The sequence below is a fragment of the Flavobacterium sp. genome (assembly GCF_035760125.1).
Taxonomy (GTDB): Bacteria; Bacteroidota; Bacteroidia; order Flavobacteriales; family Flavobacteriaceae; genus Flavobacterium.
Genome location: NZ_DASTTN010000242.1, coordinates 1 through 6564 on the forward strand (window position 1 = coordinate 1; position 6564 = coordinate 6564).

General features: G+C 34.4%; 4 protein-coding genes and 1 pseudogene. All 5 read left to right on the forward strand.

The features are described 5' to 3' along the window. Positions 1-914: gamma-glutamyltransferase family protein (locus tag VFS71_RS08745; RefSeq protein ID WP_326400651.1), on the forward strand; the 914-nt coding region annotated here is incomplete at its 5' end. 38 nt (positions 915-952) lie between these two features. After that, on the forward strand, positions 953-1621 hold the full coding sequence (locus tag VFS71_RS08750; RefSeq protein WP_326400653.1) for a DNA alkylation repair protein: 669 nt from the start codon (positions 953-955) through the stop codon (positions 1619-1621). A 218-nt stretch (positions 1622-1839) separates the two neighbouring features. Further along, a complete protein-coding gene (locus tag VFS71_RS08755) occupies positions 1840-3000 on the forward strand; it encodes a serine protease (RefSeq protein ID WP_326400654.1) in 1161 nt (386 codons plus the stop codon). 58 nt (positions 3001-3058) lie between these two features. After that, a complete protein-coding gene (locus tag VFS71_RS08760; protein ID WP_326400656.1) occupies positions 3059-4852 on the forward strand; it encodes a chloride channel protein in 1794 nt (597 codons plus the stop codon). Positions 4853-4938: 86 nt separating this feature from the next. Further along, positions 4939-6564 (forward strand): annotated as a pseudogene (locus tag VFS71_RS08765) (excinuclease ABC subunit UvrA); the annotation flags it as partial.

A 6564-nucleotide genomic window follows, 5' to 3' on the forward strand; every position in this document is an offset into this window, starting at 1 on the left:
CTTTTAAATATAAAAACCTGAAAGTTATTTCAATGTCGCCTCCCAGCAGCGGCGGTATTTGTTTGGCACAAATTCTAAAAATGATAGAGCCATACGACTTGTCTAAAAAGGGACATAATTCGGCAGAATCAATTCAGCTGATTGTGGAAGCCGAGCGTCGTGCTTATGCCGACAGAAGCTATTTTCTCGGTGATCCTGATTTTGTAAAAATTCCTTTAAAAGGACTTTTGGCTGACGATTATTTAAAACAAAGAATGTCAAGTTTTAATTTAGATAAAGCAACTTTATCTTCTGAAATTAAGGAAGGAAAAGTAACTTATAATGAAAGTACAGAGACTACCCACTACTCTATCGTGGATCCATTTGGAAATGCAATAGCAGCAACTACAACCTTAAACGATGGGTATGGATCCAAGTATTATTGTGATGAGTTGGGCTTTTTTCTAAATAATGAAATGGATGATTTCAGCACCAAACCCGGTGAACCTAATATGTTTGGATTGGTTGGAAATGAAGCCAACAGCATAGCTCCACAAAAAAGAATGCTGAGTTCCATGACGCCTACAATTGTCGAAAAAGATGAAAACCTTTTTATGGTTGTTGGATCACCTGGCGGATCTACTATTATTACTTCAGTTTTGCAAACAATACTAAATGTTTATCAATACAATTTAGTAATGCAGGAAGCGGTAAATGCTCCCAGATTTCATCATCAATGGCTTCCGGATGTAATTACATTTGAACCCAATACTTTTGACACAAACACTTTTGAAAAATTAAAATCCAAAGGATACATCATCAATGAAAAAACAACACCTGTAATTGGAAAAGTAGATGCTGTTTTGGTTCTTCCTGACGGCAAAATTGAAGGCGGCGCTGATTATAGAGGTGATGATAAGGCGGCAGGATTTTAGATTAGAGAATTTTAATATTGCGATTGATTTTTTATTGTATGAATTTTATTACCTCTTTAGAAAAAGTATTTACAGAAAACAGCAATGCCGAAAATGCTGCTGCCATGTCAAAATATATGAAAAATAATTTTCAGTTTTTTGGAATTAAAACAGAAGAAAGAAGACATATTTTTAAAAGTATTTGGGCAGAAAATCAAAAAGAAGTTTCCGATAATTCAAGAGAAATAGCATTGTTATTGTATTCAAAAAATGAACGAGAACTTCATTATTGTGCCTTAGAAATTTTAATAAAAAAACTGATAAACAATTATATAAAAGAAGACATTCACCTTATAGAAAAACTTATAACCACAAACTCTTGGTGGGATAGTGTAGATATTATTGCCAAATTTATTTTGGGTGGCTATTTGCAGCAATTTCCTTTAGAGATAGATGATGTTATTAATCATTTTTCAAATTCCGAGAATATGTGGCTCAATCGAAGTGCTATTCTTTTTCAGTTGGGCTATAAAGAAAAAACAAATTTTGATTTACTGAAATCAATCTGTGAGAGACATAAAACGTCAACCGAATTTTTTATACAAAAAGCTATTGGATGGGCATTGCGGGAATATGCGAAAACAAATCCCGAAGAAGTAAAGAATTTTGTATTAGTTACCAATCTAAAAAAACTAAGCGAAAAAGAAGCATTGAAAAATATAAAATAATTTCTATGCTACTCATTTTAAATCACAACCATTTCTACAATAACTACTTGATGAAATTACGATTAACAAATTCTTCCAGGAAGCATTTTTGAAAAAAAAACTCAATTATCTGATTTACTGATTTTTAAATAAATTTATTAAAATAGCTTCAATTAAGGCAAAATTACTCATAATTAGTACGTTTTGTTTTATTAAATTTGCTTTCAAAATTTAATAAAATGTTGGGAAATCAAACTTCAGAAGAAAAAAATAACGAGAATACATTGCAAACCAATAACAAAGCAAGAAATAAAAAAATAGCATTAATTATTGGAATCCTATTTGCTCTAGGGCTAATCATAATTCCAAGAGTTTGGGCCAAATTCAACAAAAAAGAAGTTGTCTGCCTTAATAATCAAACCCAGATTTATGAAAAATACAAAGATGCAGTTGTACTTGTCAAACATACTTATGCTTTGCAAATTTCAATCAAAGGATCTGAACCTTTTCAAATAGCTGTTGACGATAGTTCACTAGGAGAAAAAACAATTTCAGGAACAGGATTTTTTGTATCTGAGGATGGGAAAATAGTTACAAATCATCACGTTGCTGAACCTTGGAAGTATACCGAATCTAAAGATGAAGACTTTAGTGATTTAAAAGACCACATCGCATCTATCTTGCCAGATTCCATTGATAAAAAAGACTATAAAACTTATCTTGAATCACACTGGAATGACTATTATAATGAAGAAGGCGAAGGAGATTATTCTGAAGAAGAAGCTATAGCAGAAAACAACGCTCCAGTTGCAAATGTTGATTCTTCGAGTGTAAACAGTGAAGTAAATGATTTAATAACGGATAATAAAACAGAAGAAAAAGCTATAACTAGCCAAATTACATACACAAATCTTGAGGATATAGAAATTCTTCCTAAAACAGTTGAAATAAGCGTAGCATTACACGGTTCAAAAGACGATTGGTTGCAATGTAAAGTATTTAAAATTGCAGATGGTGACGAAGTAGATGTTGCCGTTTTGCAATTGACGAGCGAAAGCTTACCAGCTTCGGTTTCTGATATTGTTGATTTAGATGATGCCGTAAAAGATGATTCGAGCATAAAACCAGGAACCAATGCAATTTTAATTGGCTATCCAATGGGATTGCAATTAGCCAACACTCGCAGAGGTATAAAAGTGCAAGTTTATGAAGGCCAAATCAATAAAGAATCAGACGGTGTAAGTGTGCAATACAATGTAACTTCAACACATGGAGCCAGTGGTTCTCCTGTATTTAATGAATGTGGTCAACTTATTGCTATCAATTATGCAGGCTATGATGAAGCACAAGGATATAATTTTGGAATTGTTGCCAAACACGCTATGTCTTTGATGGAATAGTTTCTCTCTTTTTACATTAAAAAGCTTATTTTTGTGATAAACCAACTTTAAAGAGATAATGTTTAAAAAGTTTTTTTCAAAAATAGAACAGCTGCTTGCTTTATCACAATCTGCTTTAAGCCCGAAGCAATTTATTTTTTTATCAAGTGTTTTAGTTGGAATATCTGCTGCTTTTGCTGTTATTATTTTAAAAATATTTGCTCACTCAGTTTTTACATTTGCGACTTATGTAACTATTCATACCAATTTTCTTAAGATAGGACTTCTTAAAATAATGTTGCCTGTAATTGGTATTATGCTAACAGTATTCGTAGTCAATCGATTTTTAGGCGGAACTATTGAAAAGGGAACTTCACAAATTTTATATGCTGTAGCTAAAAAAGCGAGTATTATTCCGAAGAAACAGATGTATGCCCAAATCATGACCAGTTCGCTTACTGTAGGTTTGGGAGGTTCTGCAGGTCTTGAAAGTCCAATCGTAGTAACTGGAGCTGCATTTGGTTCCAATTATGCGCAAAGATACAAACTGCAATATAAGGACCGAACATTACTTATTGGTTGTGGAGTTGCTGCAGGAATAGCAGCTGCGTTTAACGCACCAATAGCAGGAGTTTTATTTGCTATTGAGGTTTTATTGGTTGATGTCAGTATTTCGGCTTTTACCCCGATAATGATAGCTGCCGCCACGGGAGCTTTAGTATCGGCAATTGCTTTGGACGAAAGTATTTTATTAAATTTCACAAGCAGACAAACGTTTAATTACCATAACATTCCATACTATGTTTTTTTGGGAATCTTTACAGGATTCGTCGCTGTGTTTTATGCTCGAAATTTCCAAAAAACAGAACATTTTTTTAGTCACATCCGATTTTCGCCTTATAAAAAAGCTTTCTTTGGGGCATCTATTTTAGCCCTTTTAATCTTTATTTTCCCAACTCTTTTTGGTGAAGGTTATGAAAGCATCCGGACTTTATCTGGCAGTGATCCTGGAGAGTTGTTGGAGAATACCCTTTTTAGGGGATTAAGAAATAACAACTTGGCATTATTGGTTTTTGTAGCCTGTTCTTTTATGTTAAAAGCATTTGCTACTGGAATAACTTTAGGTAGTGGTGGTAATGGAGGTAATTTTGCTCCTTCCCTATTTTTAGGTTCTTATGTTGGGTTTTTCTTTTCAAAATTATTAAACCTAACAGGTTTGACCAATTTACCGGTTGGTAATTTTACTATGGTCGGCATGGCAGGTATTTTGAGTGGATTATTTCATGCGCCTTTAACTGCAATCTTCCTAATTGCCGAAATTACTGGAGGTTATGGCTTAATGATTCCGCTTATGATTGTTGCTTCTATTAGCTTTGCTATTTCTAAACGGTTTGAAAAACATTCTTTGGATGTCAAGAATCTAGCCAAAAAAGGACATGCTTTTACGAGCAATAAAGATGCTAACGTACTTTCAACATTAGACACAAATTCAATCATCCAAACTGATTATTTGACAATTACACCAGATGAAAATCTTGAAAAATTGGTTGATTTAATATCCCATTCCAACCAAGTTATTTTTCCTGTAGTTTCAACCGACAATCGTTTATTGGGAATTGTGCATTTTAATGATATTCGAGAGATTATTTTCAATCCATATAGGGTGAAATACACTTTGATAAAAGAAATAATGGTTCAGCCTATTGCTATTATCAATCCTTCCAATAGTATGGAACTTGTTATGGACAAATTTGAGTCGTCCAAAAAAGCCTTTCTTCCGGTAATAAGTGATGATAAGTATTATGGTTTTATATCAAAATCGGTAGCGCTTGAAGCTTATAGAACCAAATTAAAATCTATGACGATAGAATAAAATTATATTCTTTTTTAACAGAAACTTCCATACCGTTCTATCAAAAGAATCAATCAAAATGGTAACTTTGCTTTTTTGCAAAAATTATGCTAGATACAGACAATACGATTGAAGTTCAAGGAGCACGCGTTCATAATCTAAAAAATATAGATGTTTCCATTCCCCGTGAAAAACTGGTAGTAATTACGGGTCTTTCTGGTTCTGGGAAATCCTCATTGGCCTTCGACACCATTTATGCAGAAGGACAACGGCGTTATGTGGAAACGTTTTCAGCCTATGCGAGACAATTTTTGGGAGGTTTGGAACGTCCTGATGTCGATAAAATTGACGGACTCTCTCCTGTTATCGCAATCGAGCAAAAAACGACAAGCAAAAGTCCTCGTTCAACGGTAGGAACGATTACAGAAATTTACGATTTTCTACGCTTGCTTTATGCACGTGGTGCCGATGCGTACAGCTACAATACGGGAGAAAAAATGGTATCGTACTCTGATGATCAAATTAAAGATTTGATTATTCAAGATTTTACGGGAAAGCGAATCAATATTCTCGCTCCGGTTATTCGTGCGAGAAAAGGACATTATGCCGAGCTTTTCCAGCAAATCACAAAACAAGGATTCTTGAAAGTTCGTGTTAACGGAGATATTCTAGATTTAGTTTCAGGGATGAAATTAGATCGTTACAAAACCCACGATATCGAAATTGTTGTTGACAGAATGGTGATCGAAGATACTCCTGACAACGAGAAGCGTCTATCCGAAAGTATCAACACAGCCATGCATCACGGCGAAAATGTATTGATGGTTTTGGATCAGGACACGAATGAAGTGCGCTATTTCAGTAGAAATTTGATGTGTCCGACAACGGGTATTTCGTATCAAAATCCGGAACCAAATTTATTTTCTTTCAATTCACCAAAAGGGGCTTGTGATAATTGCAACGGACTGGGAACAGTCAATCAAATCAATGTTAGCAAAATCATTCCGAATCCTAAATTATCGATAAAAGCGGGTGGATTTGCACCTTTGGGCGAATACAAGTCTTCCTGGATTTTCAAACAAATGGAAATTATAGGAGAAAAATATGGTTTTAAATTAACCGATGCCATAGAAAAAATTCCTTCCGAGGCAATGGAAATGATTTTGAATGGTGGAAAAGAAAAATTCACCATCAATTCAAAAGATTTGGGAGTTGCACGCGACTACAAAATTGACTTTGAAGGGATTTCCCATTTCATAAAAAACCAACACGACGAAAGTGGTTCAACAACAATTAAGCGTTGGGCCAAGGAATTTATGGACGAAATAAAATGTCCTGTTTGTGAAGGTTCACGCTTGAAAAAAGAAGCCAATTATTTTAGAATAAACGAAAAAAGCATATCCGAGTTGTGCGATATGGATATTTCAGATTTGACGGCTTGGTTTTTAGGACTTGACCATCATTTATCCGACAAACAAAAACGAATCGCGACCGAAGTAATTAAGGAAATCAAAGATCGTTTGGCTTTCTTGATGAATGTAGGTTTGGAATATTTGGCTTTAAGCCGAAGTTCTAAATCACTTTCTGGTGGTGAAGCACAACGCATTCGATTGGCGACACAAATTGGGTCACAATTAGTAGGCGTTTTATATATTTTGGACGAACCAAGTATTGGTTTGCATCAAAGAGACAACGAAAAACTAATCCATTCTTTGGAACAATTACGAGATATC

What these genes read in the sequence shown, in the direction of transcription:
- VFS71_RS08750 (WP_326400653.1), top strand. Translation starts at nt 953, where the DNA reads ATGAATTTTATTACCTCTTTAGAAAAAGTATTTACAGAAAACAGCAAT.
- VFS71_RS08755 (WP_326400654.1), top strand. Translation starts at nt 1,840, where the DNA reads ATGTTGGGAAATCAAACTTCAGAAGAAAAAAATAACGAGAATACATTG.
- VFS71_RS08760 (WP_326400656.1), top strand. Translation starts at nt 3,059, where the DNA reads ATGTTTAAAAAGTTTTTTTCAAAAATAGAACAGCTGCTTGCTTTATCA.